Genomic DNA, 17,384 nt, shown 5'->3' on the forward strand with positions numbered 1-17,384 from the left:
ATCTGGAATTGTCAGAAAAACGGGAGAAGTATCTGTCTCAGCCGATGATGCCGAGGATGTCCGATTCCTTCATGATGAGCAGGTCTTCACCGTTCACCTTGACCTCGGTGCCCGACCACTTGCCGAACAGAATGCGGTCGCCCGCCTTCACGTCCAGCGGCGTGACCTTGCCGTCTTCGGCCTTGGCACCGGTGCCGGCAGCGACGACCTCGCCCTCCTGGGGCTTTTCCTTGGCGGTATCCGGGATGATGATCCCGCCAGCCGTCTTTTCTTCGGCCTCGACGCGACGGACGAGAACGCGGTCGTGCAACGGACGAAAGTTCATTGCCATGTCCCTTTAATCTGGCGTGTTACACTTTTCTGGCACTCGAGCCATGCGAGTGCCAACGCGACCGGATATGTGAACGGCCATTCAGGGCGTCAACGCCTACCACCAAAAAATTTCGACGGACCGGGGCAAAGCCGGGAACAAAATCCGGGCGCCCCGGCGCGCGTATTGGCACGGTAACACGGACCATTGCCGAGCTTTCACGGCTGGGCTAGCGATAGGGGATGACCGACGCCCGCGCCGACGCGCTTCCGCCCGCCTCCCCGCTCGACCAGGATTTCAGCCGACCGGGGCGCAAGCCCGGACGGCGCAGCGGCTGGCGGCTGGTACGCGGCGCCTGGCGACTGCTGGTCGGCATCAAGGATTTCCTGGTACTGGCCGCGATGCTGCTGTTCTTCGGCCTGATCTTCGCCGCGCTCAACGCCCGGCCGGGGACCAAGGCGATCACCGACGGCGCGCTGCTGCTGAAGCTAGACGGCCCGATCGTCGAACAGCCCGAAACGGTCGCCCCGCTTGCGATGCTGTCGGGGCGCAGCGTGCCGCACGAATATCGCCTGCGCGATCTGGTCCGTGCGATCGACACCGCCAAGGACGATGGCCGGGTCAAGGTGCTGGTCCTCGATCTGGACGCGTTCGGTGGGGCCTATCCCGCGACCCTTCAGGAGGTCGGCGAAGCGATCCAGCGTTTCCGCAAGGGCGGCAAGCCGGTGCTGGCCTATGCCACCGCCTATACCGACGGCGCCTATCGCCTGGCCGCCAACGCCAGCGAGGTCTGGGTCAATCCGCTGGGCGGCACGCTGTTCACCGGACCGGGCGGCAACCAGCTCTATTACAAGGGCCTGATCGACAAGCTGGGCGTCACCACCCATGTCTACCGCGTCGGCAAGTTCAAATCCTTCGTCGAGCCCTATATCCGCAGCGACCAGAGCCCCGATGCCCGCGCCGCGTCGCAGGCGCTGTACGGCACACTGTTCGCCCAGTGGCGCGAAGCGGTCGCCAAGGCGCGTCCCAAGGCGCAGATCGACGCCTTCCTGACCCAGCCCGACCGCGCCGTGCTGGCGTCCAACGGCAGCATCGCCGACGCCAATCTGAAGGCGGGGCTGGTCGACAAGCTGGGCGACAAGCTGGCCTTCGGCAAGCGCGTCGCGCAGATTGCAGGCGCCGAGGCGAACAAGCCCGCAGGCTCGTTCCGCACCATCTCCTACGCTTCCTGGGTGCGCGCCAATCCGTTGCCGACCAAGGGCGATGCGATCGGCGTGCTGACCATCGCGGGCAATATCGTCGATGGCGAGGCCGGTCCCGGCACCGCGGCGGGTGAGACGGTGTCCAAGGCGCTGCTCGACGGCCTCGCCAAGAAGAACCTGAAGGCGCTGGTCGTGCGCGTCGACTCGCCGGGTGGGTCGGTGCTGGCCTCGGAGCAGATCCGCCAGGCGATCCTGGAGGCCAAGCGGCAGAAGCTGCCCGTCATCGTCTCGATGGGCGGGCTGGCGGCGTCGGGCGGTTACTGGGTCTCGACCCCGGCCGACCTGATCTTTGCCGAGCCGGGCACGATCACCGGGTCGATCGGCATTTTCGGCATTATCCCGACCTTCGAGAATACGCTCGCCAAGATCGGCGTGACGACCGACGGGGTGAAGACCACGCCGCTGACCGGCCAGCCCGACGTGCTCGGCGGGACGACGCCGATGCTCGACACCATCCTGCAGGCGGGGATCGAGAATGGCTATCGCCAGTTCCTGACCCGCGTCGCCCAGTCGCGCCACATGACGCCCGAAAAGGTCGACACCATCGCACAGGGTCGGGTGTGGGACGGCGGCACCGCGCGCCAGATCGGGCTGGTCGATCGCTTCGGCAATCTGTCCGACGCCATCGCCGAGGCCGCCCGCCGCGCCAAGTTGGCCCCGGCCAAGGTCTATCCCGAATATCTGGAGAAGAAGCCGGGCTTCGCCGCGCTGCTCGCCGAAGGGTTCGACAGCGACGATGACAGCCAGCAAGGCGGCGACGTCTTCGCGATCGCGGCAGCCGAGCGCCGTGCGGTGGCGGCGCGCGCGCTGGGCGACGTCGCGCGGCTGGCGCGGGGCGGGTCGGTCCAGGCGAAATGCCTGGAATGCGGCGCGCTGGGTCCGGTGGGTACGGCGAGCGACGAGCGGCTGCTCGACCTGCTGATCGCGCGGTTGGGGCTCTGAGCTGATCTTCTACGACCTGATCCCCCACCCCCGTTCAGCCTGAGCGAAGTCGAAGGCCAAGGGATTCCCTCGGCGCAAAGCACAGGACGTGCACTTCGACTTCGCTCAGTGCGAACGGAGGTGGGGTTTGTGACATGCCGAACCAAGTCGCAGGAATCGGCCCTTTCCGAACCGCACATCCCCGCGCTACCCAGACCCATCGCTTCAGGAGACGCTGCACCCATGATCGCCATCCGCGCCGCCCGCCCCGATGACGCCGCCGCCATCGCTGCCATCTATGCACCCCACGTCCTGGCGGGCGTCGTCTCCTTCGAAACCCAGGCCCCCGACGCCGACACGATGCGCGCGCGGATGGAGGGGGCGGACGGCCTCTATCCTTGGATCGTCGCGACGCTGGCCGACGAAGAGGGCCATGAGGAAGGCGTGATCGGCTATGCCTATGCCGCGCGCTTCCGCGAGCGCGAGGCCTATCGCTGGGTGGTGGAGACAACCATCTATGTCGCCGACGTGTCGCAGCGTTCGGGGATCGGGCGACTACTCTACGAGGCGTTGGTCGACACGCTGACCGCGCAAGGCTTCACCCAGGCGATGGGTGTCATCGCGCTGCCCAATGACGGCTCGATCAAGCTGCACGAAGCCGTCGGCTTCCGCCGCGCGGGCGTCTTCCGCGAGGTCGGGCACAAGCATGGCCGCTGGATCGATGTCGGCTACTGGCAGCGCGAACTCGCCGAACCCGCCCCCCACCCCGCTGAACCGAAGCGCTTCGCCGATGTCGGCGTTGTCCGCGATCCGGTGGCGGTGAAGCATCGGTGATTCGATACCGGCCCGACGAGAAAGTCGGGCCGGACCACCTGTGCGTCAACGCACCACGAAAAACGGCGCGCCGGGTTCCCATCTGATCCGCTGGATCCAGACCGAGGCGATCGGTTTGCCATCGGCACCGATCGCAGGCTCGAAGCTGGCGCGCTTGGTGGCCGCCTGACAGGTCGCGTCTTGAAACACCTTGTCGCCACCCGATTTGGTCACAGCACAATTCTGGACACGACCGTCCGCCCCGACCAGAAGACGGATGATGACGATGCCGCCCAAGCCCATATTCGCCGCGCCACTGGGATAGTCTCCGGGCCGGAACCAGTCGGCCATCTTGCCGATCGGGATCGGCCCGTGCTTCACCTGACGCTGTGCGGCGGGGTCCAGTCCCCAGCTTTTGATGAGGTCGTCCGAACACTGATCGAGCGCCGCCATCGCGCCCTTCATCGATCCCATGTCGAATTGAACGTTATAGCCGCGCTGGAAACGCACCTGCATGACCGTCGGCTTGCCCGCCGCGACATCGCTGCGAAATGCCTTGGGCAGGTCGACGTCCGGGCGGAAGCGCAGGGTCGCGGGGATTTTACCGGTGCTCACGAAACCCTGGGCCTGGATGCCCGGCACCTCGGCCACGGTTGAGGTCGCGACGAGCACCGGGACATTCTGGTCGGTCGCCGGAATATGTGGACCGGCCAGCAGCATCTCCAGGCTGTCGACCAGGCTATAACGGCTGATCTGCAGGATCGTCAGGTCCTTGCCCTCGCCGAAGGTCCGGATCAGGCGACATTCGGTCGGCGCATAGTCGACCTGCCATTTCGACGATGGCGCCACCAGCCGTACCTCGGCTGCCTGGGCCATTTCCGGCGCAAGAACGCTTGCCAGCATGGCCACGCCAGCCCCCATCGTTCGACCGCGCATTGATCCCTCTCCCCAAATCGATGGCTCTCCCACCGCCGGGGCGAAGCGTGGCACGCCCATCCTGGATCAAGCAACCGCCATTATCATCGCCCCATCCCGTCCCACCATACCAATCTAAGGCTTGGCTTTGCCCGTCCGCTTTGGCTAACGCCGTGCATGAAGCCCCATCGGGCACGTCAAGGAAGGAACAGGCATCATGGCTGCCGACTGGTCGACGATCGAATCGCTCCCGCAGACCCCGCTTCTCGATCTTTTCGCGAATGATCCCAATCGGCTGGCGTCGCTCAGCCTGGACGTGGCGGGTATCCATTTCGACTGGTCCAAGACGCACCTGACGCGCGAAGCGGTTGCCGCCTTCGCCGACCTCGCCAAGGCCAAGGGGCTGGCCGCCAAGCGTGACGCATTGTTCGGCGGCGAGGTGGTCAACGTCACCGAGGGCCGCGCGGTCGAGCACACCGCCGAGCGTGGCGAGGGCAATCCCGAAAGCGTCGCCACCGCGCGCCAGTCCCACGCCCGGATGCGCGCGCTGATCGACGCGATCGAGGCCGAGGCGCTGGGGCCGATCCGCCATGTCCTGCACATCGGCATCGGCGGCTCGGCGCTCGGCCCCGACCTGCTGGTCGATGCGCTGGGCCGCGACAGCGACCGTTACGACGTGGCGATCGTGTCGAACGTCGACGGCGTTGCGCTGGAGGAGGTGTTCAAGCGCTTCGACCCCGCCGCCACGCTGCTGGTCGTTGCATCGAAGACCTTCACCACCACCGAGACGATGCTGAACGCCACCTCGGCGCTGCAGTGGATGACCGAGAGCGGCGTCGAGGACCCCTATGGCAAGGTCATCGCACTGACCGCCAATCCCGAAAAGGCCGTGGAATGGGGCGTGGACGAGACGCGCATCCTGCCGTTCGCCGAATCGGTCGGCGGCCGTTATTCGCTCTGGTCGACGATCGGCTTCCCGGCGGCGCTCGGCCTGGGCTGGGACGCGTTCGAGGAACTGCTGGAAGGCGCGGCCGAGATGGACCGCCATTTCCGCCTGACTGATCTGGCACAGAACGCCCCCGCGCTCGCCGCCTTTGCCGACCTCTATTACACCCAGGTCCGCCATGCCGAGACGCGCGCACCCTTCGCCTATGACGAGCGCCTGCGCCTGCTCCCCTCCTATCTCCAGCAGTTGGAGATGGAGTCGAACGGCAAGGGCGTGACCGTCGACGGCCAGCCGGTCGGACGGCCGACCGCCGCGATCACCTGGGGCGGGGTCGGCACCGACGCGCAGCATGCCGTGTTCCAGCTGCTCCACCAGGGCACGCATCTGGTGCCGGTCGAGTTCATCGCGGTCATCGAGCCGGGCGATGTGCTGAGCGACGATCATCACCGCCAGCTGCTGCTCAACGCCTTTGCGCAGGGTGCCGCGCTGATGAAGGGCAAGAAGGTCGATGACCCCGCGCGCAGCTATTCGGGCGATCGTCCGTCCTCGACCATCCTGCTCGACACGCTCGACCCGCGCACGCTGGGCGCGCTGATCGCCTTTTACGAGCATCGCGTGTTCGTGAACGGCGTGCTGCTGGGCATCAACAGCTTCGACCAGTTCGGCGTCGAGCTGGGCAAGGAAATGGCCAAGGCGGCCGATCAGGGCGGGCAGGAGTTCGATCCGTCGACCGAGGACCTGATCAAGCGGGCCTTTGGCGCGTAAAAAATCCTCCCCGGCACGGGGAGGTGGCAGGGCGTAGCCCTGACGGAGGGGGGCATCCACATAGGACATGCTTTGTGGAACGCCCCCTCCACCACCGCTTCGCGGCGGTCCCCCTCCCCGTACCGGGGAGGATCATATATCCGATCACTGTCAGGGGGACGCTGAACTTGGCTCGGCGTCCCCCGTTGTGCTTTTAGGCGGGCCAGACGCCCCATTTCCCCGGAGAAACCGATCCCATGGCTGACTATGACTATGACCTGTTCATCATCGGGGCTGGTTCGGGCGGTACGCGGGCCTCGCGGGTCGCGGCGGCACATGGTGCGCGCGTGGCGGTGGCCGAGGAGTATCGCGTCGGCGGCACCTGCGTCATTCGCGGCTGTGTGCCCAAGAAGCTGCTCGTCTATGGCGCGCATTTTGCCGAGGATCTGAAGGACGCCCGCCGCTTCGGCTGGCAGGTGCCGAGCGACTGCGAGTTTTCGTGGACGACCCTGCGCGACAATGTGCTGGCGGAAGTCGACCGGCTGAACGGCGCGTACAAGAAGACGCTGGAAAGCCACAATGTCGAGATCATCGACCAGCGCGCCGTCGTTACCGGCCCGCACAGCGTCCGCCTGGCCGACGGGACCGAGAAGACCGCCGAGCGTATCCTGATCGCGGTCGGCGCGCATCCGGCCGTCCCCTCCTGCCCCGGTCACGAGCACGGCATCACCTCCAACGAGGCGTTCCATCTCGATGCCATTCCCAAGCGCGTCCTGATCGCGGGCGCCGGCTATATCGCCAACGAGTTCGCGGGCGTGTTCCACCAGTTCGGCGCGCACGTCACGCTCATCAATCGCAGCAAGGACATCCTTCGCGGCTACGACCTGACGATCCGCGACCGGCTGCTCCAGATTTCGATGATGAAGGGGATCGAGTTCCGCTTCGACGCGACGTTCGAGGGGATCGAGAAGATGGATGATGGCTGCCTGAAGGTATCCATGTCCAACCACGAGCCGATCATCGTCGACCTAGTCATGTTCGCGACCGGCCGCCTGCCCAACACCCACGGCCTGGGGCTGGAGACGGCGGGCGTCGAGCTGGACGATCATGGTGCGATCAAGGTGGACGAGGACAATCGCTCGACCTGCGACAGCATCTATGCGGTCGGCGACGTAACCAACCGCGTCCAGCTGACCCCCGTGGCGATCCGCGAGGGGCAGGCCTTTGCCGACACTGTGTTCGGCGGCAAGCCGACCCGCGTCGATTACGACTGCATCCCGGCCGCCGTGTTCAGCCATCCGCCGATGGCGGGCGTCGGCATGACCGAGGCGCAGGCGAAGCAGACGCTGGGCTCGGTGCAGGTCTATACCTCCGACTTCCGCCCGATGAAGAATGTCCTGGCGGGCCGCGAGGAGCGCGCACTCTACAAGATGGTGTGCGACGGCGACACCGGCCGGGTGGTCGGGCTGCACATGATCGGCCCCGACGTGCCCGAAATCCTCCAGGCCGCCGCCATCGCAGTGAAGGCCGGACTAACCAAGGCGCAATTCGACGCGACCGTCGCGCTGCACCCGACCATGTCGGAAGAGCTGGTCTTGATGCGCTGAAGGCTCGACTGCCCCTCGGTGTCCCACCGGGGGGCAGTCCAAAGATAGATCAGCCGCTTTTATATATCGCACGAAACTTTATTGCGACTTAGGATTATGTTCACGTCGAGTCGTTGGGACGTTGGAACAGAGGCGTTGTGGTGGAAATGGAACCGAAGATGAGCGAGCATGCCATTACTTTCGAGCAGGTCATCGCCTTCGCAAAGGCCGCGATGGACGGCGCCGATGCACTGAACCAGCCGCTGGCGGGCAACCACATCGCCGCCGGGCTCGAAATGCTGCGCAACGCCCATCAGCAGGCGGGAGCCGACTCTTCGATCTGATCGTCAGGCGTCTTCCGCGCTTTTGCCATCGTCCAGCGCGGTGGCGCGCCGATGCGCGGGACGATCCTGCAAGCGACCGATATAGGCCATGATCGCATCGGACTTGGGGATCAGCCCGAACTGGGTGAACCACATCAGCTGCGACCCCAGATAGACATCCGCCGCCGTGAAGCGCTCGCCGGTGATATAGGGATGCTCGGCCACCGCCGCGCCGACGACACCCACGGCCCGGTCGAAATCGCCATAGCCCGCCATACGCTGCTGCTCGGCGGTCGGGTCCACGCCCATCGCGCGATTGGTGATCGCGGCCTCCAGCGGCCCGGCGGCGAAGAACAGCCAGCGAAAATAACGCGCTTGCTCCCGCGGCAAGGGCGACAGTTCGGCATCGGGAAAGGCTTCGGCGAGATAGGCGCAGATCGCCGCCGCCTCGGTCACCACCTGATCCCTATGGACGATGGCGGGCACCTTCATCATCGGATTGATCGCGCGATAGTCGGGCGCGATCATCGTCGCCCCGTAATCCAGCACGACCGTCTCATAGGTCGCCCCCGTTTCCTCCAGCATCCAGCGCGCGATGCGGCCGCGCGACTGGGGATTGGTGTACAGCGTCAGGTCGGCGGTCATCAGGCTCTCCATGGCGGTGCGAGGGGCGAAATCAGGCACGATCGAGATGGCGGTGCAGGAAGGCGATCGTCCGCGCCCAGGCCTGGGTCGCCGCCGCCGCATTATAGCGCTCGGCCGAGCTGTCGTTGTTGAAGGCATGGTCGACGCCCGGATAGGTGAAGGCCTCGACCGGCCGCCCCGCCGTCTTGAGCGCCGCAACCCAAGGCTCGCCGGTGGCATTCACCCGCGCATCCTTGCCCGCATAATGCAGCATCAGCGGCGACTGGACCTTCGCCGCCTCGCCGGCACTCGGTGCGGGGCCGTAATAAGCTACGCCCGCCGACAGCGCCGGGCCCGCCGCCACCGCCAACCGGTTGACGAACGCCCCGCCCCAGCAAAAGCCGACCGCGCCGACCTGGCCTGTCCCCGTCTTGTCGGCCACGGCATGGGCCATCATCGCCCGCGCCTGGGCCAGCGCCAGATCATAGTCGAGCGTGCCGATCAGCGTCCGCGCGCGGTCCTCATCGGCAGGCGTGCCGCCTTGCGGGGCAAGCAGATCGGGCGCGATGGCGTGGAACCCGGCGAGGGCCACACGCCGCGTGACATCCTCGATATGCGGGGTCAGCCCGCGATTTTCGTGGATGACGAGCACCGTGCCGAGCCGCTTCTTCACGCCCTTGGGACTGGCGAGATAGGCGGCCGAGCGCGCACCCGCCTCCATGCCCTCGCGACGGTCGATGCGCAGCCGGGCATCATGCGCATCGGTCAGCGCGGCGGCGGCGGGGCTGGCGGATATACCCAGGATCAGCGCCTCGGCCGCGGCGACCGATCCCGCGAGCGCGGTCATCTGGCGCAGCAATGTGCGGCGGTCGTGATGCTCATGGGTAAAGGCGTCATAGATCTGGACGGCGCGGTCACGCAGCGAATCGGTCATCCGGCATCCTCCACTGATGGTCGCGGGTTCGGCATGGATGCCGGTGTTTTTGCGACCCGGATGAGGAGCTTAATGGTGTGACGGGCTCGCGGCTAGGCTTTCGGGGCGTGGGACGACGCCCAAAACAAAAAGGCCGCCCCCTCACCGGGAGCGGCCCTTTCGTCAGCCTATCGAAGCGATCACGCCCCCAGCGGACTTGGCGACCCGAACGGTCCTGCCCCACGCCGGGTCTTCGGGATCGAGGTCCCGGCCTTGGCGATGGGGGCCGCCTTCAGCTTGGGATCGTCACGACCGATATCGTCGCCCGCGATCAGCTTCTTGATCTCGTCACCCGACAGCGTCTCATATTCCAGCAGCGCACCGGCCAGCAGATGGAGCTGGTCGACATGCTCGGTCAGGACGTGCTTGGCACGATGCAGACCGCCCTCGACGATTGATTTGATCTCGTCGTCGATCAGCTGCGCGGTCTGGTTGGACATGCGCACCGGCTGGCTGGACGAATAGCCCAGGAAGCTCTCGCCTTCCGGCTGGGCGTATTCGACCGGGCCGACCTTGTCCGACATGCCCCATTTGGTGACCATGTCGCGGGCCAGACCCGTGGCGTACTGGATGTCGCCGCTGGCACCGCTCGACACCTTGTCATAGCCGAAGATGATCTCCTCGGCGATGCGCCCACCCATGGCGACCGCCAGGTTCGCGTACATCTTGTCGCGGTGATAGCTGTACGAGTCGCGTTCCGGCAGGCGCATCACCATGCCCAGCGCACGGCCGCGCGGGATGATCGTCGCCTTGTGGATCGGGTCAGACGCGGGTTCGTGCAGCGCGACGACGGCATGGCCCGCCTCGTGATAGGCGGTCATCCGCTTCTCGTCGTCGGTCATGACCATGGAGCGGCGTTCCGCGCCCATCATGACCTTGTCCTTGGCTTCCTCGAACTCGGCATTGGCGACCAGGCGCTTGCCCTTGCGCGCCGCCATCAGCGCCGCTTCGTTGACGAGGTTGGCGAGGTCCGCGCCCGAGAAGCCCGGCGTGCCGCGCGCAATGACGCGGGCGTCGACGTCGGGGGCCAGCGGCACCTTCTTCATATGGACTTCGAGGATCTTCACGCGGCCATCGATGTCCGGGCGCGGCACCACGACCTGACGGTCGAAGCGGCCGGGACGCAGCAGCGCGGGGTCGAGCACGTCGGGGCGGTTGGTCGCGGCGATGATGATGATGCCTTCATTGGCCTCGAAACCATCCATCTCGACCAGCAGCTGGTTCAGCGTCTGCTCACGCTCGTCATTGCCATTGCCCAGGCCGGCACCGCGATGGCGGCCGACCGCGTCGATTTCGTCGATGAAGACGATGCAGGGGGCCGACTTCTTCGCCTGTTCGAACATGTCGCGCACGCGGCTAGCACCGACGCCGACGAACATCTCGACAAAGTCCGAACCCGAGATGGTAAAGAAGGGCACGCCCGCCTCACCCGCAATCGCGCGGGCGAGCAGCGTCTTGCCGGTACCCGGCGAGCCGACCAGCAGCGCGCCCTTCGGGATCTTGCCGCCGAGGCGTGCGAACTTCGACGGGTCCTTCAGGAACTCGACGATTTCCTGCAGCTCTTCGCGCGCTTCGTCGATGCCGGCCACATCGTCGAAGGTCACCTTGCCTTCCTTCTGGGTCAGCATCCGCGCCCGGCTCTTGCCGAAGCCCATCGCACCGCTGGCGCCGCCGCCCTTCTGCATCTGGCGCAGCACGAAGAAGGCGATGCCGATGAACAGCAGGAAGGGCAGCGAATTGTAGAGCATCAGCATCCAGATGGACGGCCCTTCCTCGGTCTTCGCCGTGAAGGTCACGCCCTTCTCGCGCAGACGCGGGATCAGCTGCGAGTCGGGAACCGGGGTGGTGCGGAACTTCTCACCCGAAGACAGCGTGCCGGTGATCGACTCGCGCGAGATGGTCGCGGTCTTCACCGTGCCCTCGTCGACCTTGTCCAGGAAGGTCGAATATTCGATCTGGTTGCCGCTCTGCGCCGAGGAACCCGCGCCCGACAGGCTGACGAACAGGGCGAGCGCCATCAGGATGCCCACCCAGATCAACAGGCTCTTCATCCAGGGGTTGCCGCCCCCATTGGGATCGGGGCTCTGCTGCTTGTCGTTGTCGTTCATCGGTGCCGGATACCTTTCAGCCTCCAAGATAGGCATGACGAGGTTAATGGCAATGGAACAAGACCGATCATTGTGATCGGGCCTGATCGATCCTCTCCGGAACGGGGAGGTGGCAGGTCGAAGGCCTGACGGGGCGCTTCGCATAGGACATTCCTCACGGCACGCCCCCTCCACCATGCTTTGCGTGGTCCCCCTCTCCGTACCGGGGAGGATCAGCCCGTCTTCCTCGGCGGGGCCGGACGGAAGCGCCAGACGCCGGAGCGGACGCTCGCGATCACCCCGGCCTGGGTCGCGCGGCTGCCCTGCGCCAGCGATTCGAGCAGCTTTTCGATATTGCTCCCCTCGCTCCAGGCGGGAGCCTCGATCCCGGCAGCGGCGCGGACCGTGCCGATCGCGCGGCGGGCGAGGCGCCGTCCCAGCTCGCGCGGCAAATCGGCGGCCTGGATACGGACATTGTCACCGTCGATCTGCGCCCGCTCGGCCCACAGCCAGTCGACCGTCGCGCGCAGATCGGTATCCGCCTCGGCCAGCTGCGCCGCCGCCCGCGCAAGCTGCGCGACGCCCAGCCACTCATGCCCGTCGAGCAACTGCCGGAAGCGGGTGCGGTCGTGGCGCGGATCGTGATTGGCGGGATCGTCGACGAACGGCGCTTCGGCGCGGCGGACGATCTGACGCAGCTCGGCCCGGCGCCAGTCGAGCAATGGCCGCAGTACGACCGCATCGGCGATCACCGTCCGCGCCCGTACCCCCGACAGGCCCGACAGCCCCGCCCCACGCGCCGCGCGCATCAGGAAGGTCTCCGCCTGATCGTCGGCATGATGCGCGGTCAGGATCGCGGCCGCGCCGATCGCGCGGGCCTGCGCGGCGAGCAGGGCATAGCGCGCCTCGCGCGCCTGGGACTGGATGCTGGCCCCCGCGATCGCTGTCTCGGGGCGCAAGCTATGATGCGGCATGCCCAGCTTCGCGCAGTGATCGGCGACCATGCGCGCTTCGTCCGCCGCCTCGGGCCGCAGGCCATGGTCGACCGTCGCCACCGCTATCCGCCCCGGAAAGGCCGCCACCGCCAGGGTCAGCATCGCCATGCTGTCCGGCCCGCCGGACACCGCCAGCAACAAGGGTGCCGCATTGGCATGGGGATCGTGAAGAAGCGTCAGATCGGCGGCGAAGCGCGCAATCTGATCGACGGCCGTGGCATCGGTGGCCATGATGCTCTCAAAACTGGTCAGGGATGCGCGCCCTCTGGCCCTTCCGCCTTACCAGTGCAAGCGGTTTTGCGCTGCCCGATGGCGTGCGGACCGCCCTCACCCTTCCCACCCGCTATCGCGGGTGGGCCCCTTCCCTCTCCCATCGGGAGAGGGAGGGAGGTGCACAGCACTGGAAGCGTGAGGGTGGAGCGGAGCGAGAAATCCCCCCCTCAGTTCCTTACTGGCACTTCGCCGCGCTGCGGCCGCTCGCGATCTGCGCCTTCATCGCACCGGACAGCTTGGCGCCGTATACATCGCTCAGCTCGTCATAGACCTTGCAGGCATCGGCAGGCTTGTTGAGCTTGGTCAGCGCCTGGCCGAGATAGAGAAGGCTGTCAGGCGCACGCTCGCCATCCGGGAATTTCTTGTAATTCTCGTAGAAAGCCATCGACGCGAGGCTGGGCTTGCCGGAATCGAGATAGGTGCGACCCAGCAGGTTCTGAGCGAAGCTGGCGCGGCGGCTCTTGGGATAGTCGGCGACCATCTTCTTCAGCGCGGCCTCCGCCTCCGGGTATCGCTTGGCCTGCCACAGGCGATAGCCGTAAAGATAGGCATCCTCGGCCGCATCACCGGTCGAGGGCTTGTCGACCGCCGCCGCCGGGGTCGCCGTCGCGGTGTCGCCGGTCACGACCGAGGGGGCCGCCGGGGTCTTGGTCGGGCGGGTCGATCCGCTCGTGGTGGCGGGCGCAGCGGACGTGTCGAGCGGCGCGCTCTGCCCCGCAGGAGCGATCGGCGCGGGGCCGGACTCCAGCGCCTTCAACCGCGCTTCGGTGGCGCGCTTATAGGCGTCGAACTGATCCTGGAGCTGGCGGGTGCGATAGCCGTTCTGCTCGATCTGGCCGGTCAGTCCGGCCATCTGCTCCTCCAGCGAGGTCACGCGCGAGGTCAGGTCGGACAAGGCGCTGGAGGCAGGAACGCCCGGCGCCTGCGCCTGGGTCTGCGGCGCGGTGATCTCGGGCTGGACATAGCCGCCCGCGCCGTTCGGGAAGACCTTGCGCTGGACGGCGCGCATTTCGCTTTCCAGCTTGCCGACCCGGCCCTCGACATTGGACTGGGCGATGGCGGCGGTCGGCAGGATCATCACGGCCGCGACCCCGGCCAGCAACAGGTTACGCATCGGTTTCACCCCCCGGTGGGCTGATTATGAAAGGGACAGGGCCACCCTGCCCTGCCCCGGCTGTCTCCAGCCTGAAGATTTCCGCTTCTTACAGGTCCGCCGGTGCGGTGGTGGCGGGCGAAGGCGAAGGCGCTGGCGCCGTCAGGGCGTTGCCGCCGGTCTCGCCACCCGCAGCACGCGTCGAACGGCGCTCCGTCCGCTCACGCAGCGGGGTACGCACGGTCGGCGTCGGCGCAGAAGCCGCGACCGGAGCACCCGACAGCCGCGCGCCGATCGCCTGCGGATCGAGCCGGACGTCCTTGATCGCGCGCGAACCATCGCCCAGCGGCGGAATGGGCTTGCCGTCCAGCGTCACGCTCAGCTTGTCGGGGCGGCCGACATTCAGCAGCGGCCCCTTTGCGGTGGCGGGCACCTCATAGCTTTCGCCCGGCTTCAACGTGCCCATCTTCAGCGTGACATTGTCCGCATCGTAGACGCGCAGCCACACGTCGCCATTGGCAGTCAGCACGACCTTGCCCGCCGTCACCGGCGTCGGGCTGGGCGCAGGCGTCGGTGCGGGCGCGGACGCATTGGTCAGCGGGGTCGCGGCGGGCACCTCCTGCGCGGTGCGGTCGCGGCGGAACAGGTCGGTGCCATACCACAGCCCCGCGATGACGAGCAGTGCCAGCGCCAGGCCCACCCCGACGATCGCCAGCCCACGCGAGGGCACGCGGGCGGGATCGGCAATGTCCTGCGGCACATATTCGGTGACGCGGCGGCCGAACCGGTCGACATCGGCGCGCACGGCCTGCGCGATCGCGACCTCATCGGCGCCGACCGCGCGGGCATAGGCCTTGGCGAAGCCGACCGCATAGGTGGCCGACGGCAGGCTCTGATAATCGGATGCCTCGATCGCCGCGAGATGACGACTGGGGATGCGCGTCCGCGCACCGATATCGCCCAGCGATAGCCCCTGCGCCTCACGCGCCGTGCGCAGGACGTCACCGGCGCGGGCAGGTGCCGCTGGTGCGGCATCGTGGCCGGGATTGACCTCGTCCATTCTCAACTCCGAAGCGACCATGGCCCACCCCATGATCGCGGTCGTTCTTTCAGACGGGTGGGATCAAGTCAACGCGAACCCCTGACCTGGATCAGGCCAATTCCACACCGTTCGTCGCAGCCCAGGCACCAAGCGCCCCACGCATGTCACGCACGGGATGCGCGAGCAGCCGGGCCATCTCCGCCGTGATCGCGTCCCGGTCGAGCGAGCGGATCATCGCCTTCACCGGGCCGACCGCCGCCGGGGTAATCGACAGCCGGTCGATGCCCAGCCCGATCAGCGCCATCGCCTCCAGCGGACGCCCGCCCATCTCGCCGCAGACGCCGACCGGCACGCCCGCGTCGCGCGCCGGACCCACCACCCGGCGCAGGAAGCGCAGGATCGACGGGCTGAGCCAGTCATAGCGCTCGGCGAGCTTGGGATTGGCGCGATCGGCGGCGAACAGGAACTGGGTCAGATCGTTGGTGCCGATGGACAGGAAGTCGACATTGGGCAGGATCAGGTCCAGCTGCTCGGCAAGCGCCGGGACTTCCAGCATCGCGCCGTAACGCACGTCGAGCGGCAGACGACGCCCGCGCGAGCCAAGCCAGGCCCGCTGCGCCTCGAACAAAGCCTTGGCCTCGTCGAACTCCCATGCCTCGGACACCATGGGGAACATGATGTTCAGCGTGCGGCCCGACCCCGCCTCGATCAGCGCGCGGGCCTGCGCCTTCATCAACCCGTCGCGCTCCAGCGCCAGGCGCAGCGCGCGCCAGCCCATCGCGGGATTCTCTTCGTCCGCGCCATCGGTGTTGAGATAGGGCAAAGCCTTGTCCCCGCCGATGTCGATGGTGCGGAACACGACCGGCCGGTCGCCCGCCGCCTCCATCACGTCGCGGTACAGCCGCTGCTGCCGCTCGCGCTGCGGCAAAGTCGCCGACACTAGAAACTGGAATTCGGTGCGGAACAGGCCGATCCCGTCCGCCCCCGTGGTGTCGAGCGCCGCGGCATCGTCGCGAAGCCCGGCATTGACCATCAGCGTGACGCGGTGGCCGTCCTTGGTCACCGGCGGCACGTCGCGCAGCGCCGCAAAGGCCGCGCGGCGCTTCTGCCGCAGTTCCAGCTTGGCGTCGAACGCCTCCTCCATCGCCGACGAGGGTCGGACGAGCACGCTGCCCTCCGATACGTCGAGCAGCAACTGGTCGCCGTCTGCGATCTGGCGGCGCACGTCGCTGACCCGGCCCAGCACCGGCACGCCCATCGCCCGCGCGACGATGATGACATGCGCCGTCAGCGACCCTTCCTCCAGGATCACGCCCTTCAGCCGCCGCCGGTCATATTCCAGCAGCTCGGCCGGACCCAGGTTGCGCGCGATCAGGATCGTGTCCTGGCGCAGGCCCAGCTGCGCTGCCGTGCCCATCTGGCCCGACACGATGCGCAGCAGCCGATTGGACAGGTCCTCCAGATCGTGCATCCGGTCGGCGAGCAAGGGATCGTCGATCTGGCGCATCCGCTGGCGCGTGCGCTGCTGCACCCGCTCGATCGCCGCTTCGGCGGTCAGGCCACTGTCGATCGCCTCATTGATGCGGCGCGCCCAGCCCTCGTCATAGGCGAACATCTTGTAGGTCTCGATGACCTCGACATGCTCGCCCGCGACGCCGAACTCCGCCTCGCGCGCCATGCGGTCGATCTGCTCGCGCATCTTGTCGAACGCGGCATAGACGCGGCGGCGCTCGGCATCGATGTCCTCGGCGACGGTATGTTCGACGACGATGCGCGGCTGGTGATAGACGGCAAAGCCGCTGCCCATGCCTTCGACCAGCTTCTGCCCCGACAGGCGGATCGTCGCGGTCATCTGCGGCCGCGTGCCCGCCGCACCCGCCGCATCGATCAGCCCGGCATTGGCGATCAGTTCGGACAGGACCATCGCGACGGTCTGCAGCGCCTCGATCTCGACATCGGCATATTTGCGCGGTTCGCTATGCTGGACCGCCAGCACGCCCACCGCCCGCTCGCGCCGGATGATCGGCACGCCCGCAAAGCTGTGGAAACGGTCCTCGCCGGTCTCCGGCTTGTAGGCGAAGTCTGGATGGCTGGCCGCTTCGTCCAGGTTCAGCACCTCGACATCCTCGGCGATGGTGCCGACCAGCCCCTCGCCCAGCGCCAGCTTGGTGACGTGCACCGCCTCCTCGGCCAGCCCGCGCGTCGCGAACAGCTCCAGCACCCCTTCGCGCAGCAGATAGATGGAGCAGACCTCGCTCCCGATCGCCTCACCGATGATCTGGACCACCTGATTCAGCTTGGCTTGGGCGGGGGTGCGCGACGCCATGACGTCGTGCAGACGAACGAGGATCTCGCGGGCGGATGCGGCGGCCGAAACGGGCATGGGCATAGGGCTATCAGACGGAATGCGGCGGTGTCATGCGCTAATATCGCACGCGCGTGCCTTTTCATCCTTTGTCATCATTTCGCCCCACCCC

14 protein-coding genes are annotated in these 17,384 nt (G+C 67.0%); 5 read left to right on the forward strand and 9 right to left on the reverse strand.

The features are described 5' to 3' along the window. Positions 1 to 37 precede the first annotated feature (37 nt). The gene (groES, locus tag KV697_RS07535; RefSeq protein ID WP_007405746.1) at positions 38 to 325 is read right to left on the reverse strand and encodes a co-chaperone GroES; all 288 of its coding nucleotides are present in this window, start codon (positions 323 to 325) and stop codon (positions 38 to 40) included. Between the two features lie 227 nt (positions 326 to 552). Between groES and sppA the strand changes: the two genes are divergently transcribed. Both sppA and KV697_RS07545 read left to right on the forward strand, forming a co-directional pair. After that, positions 553 to 2,514 (forward strand): signal peptide peptidase SppA, encoded by a 1,962-nt coding sequence (gene sppA / locus KV697_RS07540; RefSeq protein ID WP_219020766.1) that lies wholly within the window; start codon positions 553 to 555, stop codon positions 2,512 to 2,514. Between the two features lie 222 nt (positions 2,515 to 2,736). Beyond that, a complete protein-coding gene (locus KV697_RS07545; protein ID WP_219020767.1) occupies positions 2,737 to 3,327 on the forward strand; it encodes a GNAT family N-acetyltransferase in 591 nt (196 codons plus the stop codon). Positions 3,328 to 3,372: 45 nt separating this feature from the next. Here KV697_RS07545 and KV697_RS07550 read toward each other — a convergent pair whose 3' ends face one another. Beyond that, positions 3,373 to 4,209, reverse strand: coding sequence for an energy transducer TonB (locus KV697_RS07550; RefSeq protein ID WP_219020768.1), 837 nt, complete (start codon positions 4,207 to 4,209; stop codon positions 3,373 to 3,375). Positions 4,210 to 4,438: 229 nt separating this feature from the next. Here KV697_RS07550 and pgi point away from each other — a divergent pair, with 229 nt between their 5' ends. The 3 genes from pgi (at position 4,439) to KV697_RS07565 (ending at position 7,841) form a co-directional block, all read left to right on the forward strand. Next, a complete protein-coding gene (gene pgi, locus KV697_RS07555) occupies positions 4,439 to 5,932 on the forward strand; it encodes a glucose-6-phosphate isomerase (protein WP_219020769.1) in 1,494 nt (497 codons plus the stop codon). Positions 5,933 to 6,168: 236 nt separating this feature from the next. Continuing rightward, on the forward strand, positions 6,169 to 7,518 hold the full coding sequence (gene gor, locus KV697_RS07560) for a glutathione-disulfide reductase (protein ID WP_219020770.1): 1,350 nt from the start codon (positions 6,169 to 6,171) through the stop codon (positions 7,516 to 7,518). A gap of 158 nt (positions 7,519 to 7,676) precedes the next feature. After that, positions 7,677 to 7,841, forward strand: a complete 165-nt coding sequence (locus tag KV697_RS07565; RefSeq protein ID WP_219020771.1) for a hypothetical protein — start codon at positions 7,677 to 7,679, stop codon at positions 7,839 to 7,841. 3 nt (positions 7,842 to 7,844) lie between these two features. On the opposite strand, the gene KV697_RS07570 is transcribed toward KV697_RS07565, so the two are convergent. The 7 genes from KV697_RS07570 to ptsP all read right to left on the reverse strand — a co-directional run bounded on the left by KV697_RS07570 (position 7,845) and on the right by ptsP (position 17,290). Next, positions 7,845 to 8,465, reverse strand: a complete 621-nt coding sequence (locus KV697_RS07570; protein ID WP_219020772.1) for a glutathione S-transferase family protein — start codon at positions 8,463 to 8,465, stop codon at positions 7,845 to 7,847. A gap of 31 nt (positions 8,466 to 8,496) precedes the next feature. Next, complete coding sequence (locus KV697_RS07575) at positions 8,497 to 9,378, reverse strand: dienelactone hydrolase family protein (protein WP_219020773.1); 882 nt, start codon at positions 9,376 to 9,378, stop codon at positions 8,497 to 8,499. A 179-nt stretch (positions 9,379 to 9,557) separates the two neighbouring features. Continuing rightward, positions 9,558 to 11,525 (reverse strand): ATP-dependent zinc metalloprotease FtsH, encoded by a 1,968-nt coding sequence (gene ftsH, locus KV697_RS07580; protein WP_219020774.1) that lies wholly within the window; start codon positions 11,523 to 11,525, stop codon positions 9,558 to 9,560. Between the two features lie 212 nt (positions 11,526 to 11,737). After that, positions 11,738 to 12,730 (reverse strand): tRNA lysidine(34) synthetase TilS, encoded by a 993-nt coding sequence (gene tilS, locus KV697_RS07585; RefSeq protein WP_219020775.1) that lies wholly within the window; start codon positions 12,728 to 12,730, stop codon positions 11,738 to 11,740. Positions 12,731 to 12,947: 217 nt separating this feature from the next. Beyond that, a complete protein-coding gene (locus KV697_RS07590) occupies positions 12,948 to 13,886 on the reverse strand; it encodes a tetratricopeptide repeat protein (protein ID WP_219020776.1) in 939 nt (312 codons plus the stop codon). Positions 13,887 to 13,974: 88 nt separating this feature from the next. Continuing rightward, entirely contained in the window at positions 13,975 to 14,925 is a 951-nt protein-coding gene (locus KV697_RS07595; RefSeq protein ID WP_257575698.1) for a helix-turn-helix domain-containing protein, read from the reverse strand. Positions 14,926 to 15,016: 91 nt separating this feature from the next. After that, a complete protein-coding gene (gene ptsP, locus KV697_RS07600; RefSeq protein ID WP_219020778.1) occupies positions 15,017 to 17,290 on the reverse strand; it encodes a phosphoenolpyruvate--protein phosphotransferase in 2,274 nt (757 codons plus the stop codon). Between the last annotated feature and the right edge of the window lie 94 nt (positions 17,291 to 17,384).

It is taken from the genome of Sphingomonas sanguinis (assembly GCF_019297835.1).
Taxonomy (GTDB): Bacteria; Pseudomonadota; Alphaproteobacteria; order Sphingomonadales; family Sphingomonadaceae; genus Sphingomonas; species Sphingomonas sanguinis_D.

What these genes read in the sequence shown, in the direction of transcription:
- KV697_RS07570 (WP_219020772.1), bottom strand. Translation starts at nt 8,465, where the DNA reads ATGACCGCCGACCTGACGCTGTACACCAATCCCCAGTCGCGCGGCCGC.
- KV697_RS07550 (WP_219020768.1), bottom strand. Translation starts at nt 4,209, where the DNA reads ATGCTGGCAAGCGTTCTTGCGCCGGAAATGGCCCAGGCAGCCGAGGTA.
- tilS (WP_219020775.1), bottom strand. Translation starts at nt 12,730, where the DNA reads ATGGCCACCGATGCCACGGCCGTCGATCAGATTGCGCGCTTCGCCGCC.
- gor (WP_219020770.1), top strand. Translation starts at nt 6,169, where the DNA reads ATGGCTGACTATGACTATGACCTGTTCATCATCGGGGCTGGTTCGGGC.
- KV697_RS07595 (WP_257575698.1), bottom strand. Translation starts at nt 14,925, where the DNA reads ATGGACGAGGTCAATCCCGGCCACGATGCCGCACCAGCGGCACCTGCC.
- ptsP (WP_219020778.1), bottom strand. Translation starts at nt 17,290, where the DNA reads ATGCCCGTTTCGGCCGCCGCATCCGCCCGCGAGATCCTCGTTCGTCTG.
- groES (WP_007405746.1), bottom strand. Translation starts at nt 325, where the DNA reads ATGAACTTTCGTCCGTTGCACGACCGCGTTCTCGTCCGTCGCGTCGAG.
- KV697_RS07590 (WP_219020776.1), bottom strand. Translation starts at nt 13,886, where the DNA reads ATGCGTAACCTGTTGCTGGCCGGGGTCGCGGCCGTGATGATCCTGCCG.
- KV697_RS07545 (WP_219020767.1), top strand. Translation starts at nt 2,737, where the DNA reads ATGATCGCCATCCGCGCCGCCCGCCCCGATGACGCCGCCGCCATCGCT.
- sppA (WP_219020766.1), top strand. Translation starts at nt 553, where the DNA reads ATGACCGACGCCCGCGCCGACGCGCTTCCGCCCGCCTCCCCGCTCGAC.
- KV697_RS07575 (WP_219020773.1), bottom strand. Translation starts at nt 9,378, where the DNA reads ATGACCGATTCGCTGCGTGACCGCGCCGTCCAGATCTATGACGCCTTT.
- KV697_RS07565 (WP_219020771.1), top strand. Translation starts at nt 7,677, where the DNA reads ATGAGCGAGCATGCCATTACTTTCGAGCAGGTCATCGCCTTCGCAAAG.
- pgi (WP_219020769.1), top strand. Translation starts at nt 4,439, where the DNA reads ATGGCTGCCGACTGGTCGACGATCGAATCGCTCCCGCAGACCCCGCTT.
- ftsH (WP_219020774.1), bottom strand. Translation starts at nt 11,525, where the DNA reads ATGAACGACAACGACAAGCAGCAGAGCCCCGATCCCAATGGGGGCGGC.